The 2,469-nt window shown below is 74.9% G+C and carries 1 protein-coding gene; it reads left to right on the top strand.

What is annotated here, in order from left to right; translation table 11 throughout:
- Window positions 1–2,469, top strand: a 2,469-nt coding sequence (recC, locus tag VFW24_06530; protein ID HEX5266411.1) for an exodeoxyribonuclease V subunit gamma, incomplete at both ends; no start/stop codon positions are given.

The raw sequence follows: 2,469 nt of genomic DNA, 5'->3' as shown, positions 1-2,469 counted from the left end.
GCCATCTGGCCGACCTCTACGACCGCTACGCCGTCCACCGGCCCGACATGGTCCGGGCGTGGGCCGAGGGTGCTGGGTGGCAGGACGAGGCCCACCCGGACCGGGCGTGGCAGGCGGAGCTGTGGCGCCGGCTGCGGGAGCGGATCGGCGTGCCGAGCCCGGCCGAGCGGTTCGAGACGGCGGCGGCCCGGCTGGCCGACGAGCCGGAGCTGCTCGACCTCCCCGACCGGCTGTCGCTGTTCGGGCTGACCCGCCTGCCGGCCAGCCACCTGCAGGTGCTCGAGGCCGTAGCCGTCCACCGCGACGTCCACCTCTTCCTGCTCCACCCGTCCGGCGCCCTGTGGGACAAGGTGCAGGAGGCCGAGCCCCGCCCGCCGGCGCACCTCCGGCGGGAGGACGACCCGACCAAAGCCCTTCCCGACAACCCGCTGCTCCGCTCGTGGGGGCGGGACTCCCGGGAGATGCAGCTGGTGCTGAACTCCCACGGCGTGGCCGGCGGGGAGCACCGGGCAGTTGCTGACGACGACACCGGCACGCTCCTCGGGCTTATCCAGGCCGACGTCCGCCACGACCGGATGCCGGTGGGACCGCGGAGGGGGGGCGAGAGCGAGGACCTTCGCCCGGTGCTGCGGGAGGACGACGACAGCCTGCGGATCCACTCCTGCCACGGGAGGGCCCGCCAGGTCGAGGTGGTGCGGGACGCCGTCCTCCACCTGCTGGCCGCCGACGGGACGCTCGAGCCCCGGGACGTGATCGTGATGTGCCCGGACATCGAGTCGTTCGCCCCGCTGGTGCACGCCGCCTTCGGCGCCGGCCAGCCCGACCAGGACGGGGACGGGGGGCAGGAGGCGGGGCCGCCGCAGCTGCGGGTGCGGCTGGCCGACCGGTCGATCCGCCAGACCAACCCGCTGCTGGCGGTGGCGGCCCAGCTGCTCGACCTGGCCGACGGGCGGGTGACGGCGTCCCAGGTCCTCGACCTGGCGTCGCGGGAGCCGGTCAGCCGGCGCTTCCGCTTCGACGAGGAGGACCTGTCCCAGATCGAGCGGTGGGTGGCGGGCACCGGGATCCGGTGGGGACTGGACGGGGCCCACCGGGCGCCGTGGGCGCTGGACGGCGTCGAGGCCAACACGTGGCGGGCGGGCGTGGACCGGCTGCTGCTCGGCGTGGCCATGGGGGAGGACGGCCAGCGCCTGTTCGGCGACGCGCTCCCCTACGACGACGTCTCCAGCACCGGCGTCGACCTGGCCGGCCGCTTCACCGAGCTGGTGGCCCGGCTCCAGGAGACGCTCGACGAGCTCTCCGGGCGGCGGCCCGTCGGGCACTGGGCCAAGGCGCTGGCAGCGGGGACCGAGCGACTGGCCATGTCGGCGCCGACCGACACCTGGCAGCACGAGCAGCTGCATCGCCTGCTGGGCGAAGTCGTCGACGAGACCCGGGCCCTCCCGGCACGTCCGGCCTCGGCCGACCTCGACCTGGCCGAGGTCCGCTCGCTCCTGGCCGCGCGGCTGCGCGGCCGGCCCACTCGGGCCAACTTCCGCACCGGGGACCTGACGATCTGCACCCTGGTGCCGATGCGGTCGGTGCCGCACCGCGTGGTGTGCCTGCTCGGACTTGACGACGGCGTGTTCCCCCGCCACACCGAGCAGGACGGGGACGACCTGCTGCTGGCCGACCCCCGCGTCGGGGACCGGGACGCCCGCAGCGAGGACCGCCAGCTGCTGCTCGACGCCCTGCTGGCGGCCACCGAGAAGCTGATCATCACCTTCGAGGGACGGGACCAGCGCACCAACCACGAGCGCCCGCCGGCCGTGCCCGTGGCCGAGCTGCTCGACGTCATCGACCGGACGGTGTGCCACCCGGACCCCAACAAGCTCGCACGCGACGCCGTGCTCGTCCACCATCCGCTGCAGGCATTCGACGGCCGCAACTTCGCCGAGGGGGCGCTGGTCGACGGCACGCCCTGGAGCTTCGACCCCGTGAACCTCGACGGGACGCGGGCGCTCAAGAGCGAGGACCGCCAGCAGCCGAGGCCGTTCCTCACCGGGCGCCTGCCCCCGCTCGAGCGTCCGGTCATCCAGCTCGACTCGCTGATCCGCTTCGTGGAGCACCCGGTGAAGGCCTTCCTCCGGGAGCGGCTGGGCCTGTACGTGAGCGACGGGCCGGACCGGGTCCATGACGCCCTCCCGGTGGAGCTCGACGCCCTGGAGAAGTGGGGCGTGGGTGACCGCATCCTTGAGGCCCGCCTGGCCGGCGCCGACCCGGACCGGGCCGTGCTGGCCGAACGGGGCAGGGGGCTTCTCCCGCCCGGCGCCCTGGCCGACACCGTGCTCGACGACGTGTCGGCCACGGTCGAGGCGCTGGTGGCCGCGGTCGCCGCGCTGCCCTGCTCCAAGGGCGAAGCCGCCTCCCTCGAAGTCAACCTCCTGCTGCCCGACGGCCGCTCGCTCGTCGGCACCGTTCCGGGCGTGC

Source organism: Acidimicrobiales bacterium (assembly GCA_036273495.1).
Classification (GTDB): Bacteria; Actinomycetota; Acidimicrobiia; order Acidimicrobiales; family JAJPHE01; genus DASSEU01.
The sequence above is the reverse complement of the archived record's forward strand: the minus strand, read 5'-3'. Positions and strand labels throughout refer to the sequence as shown.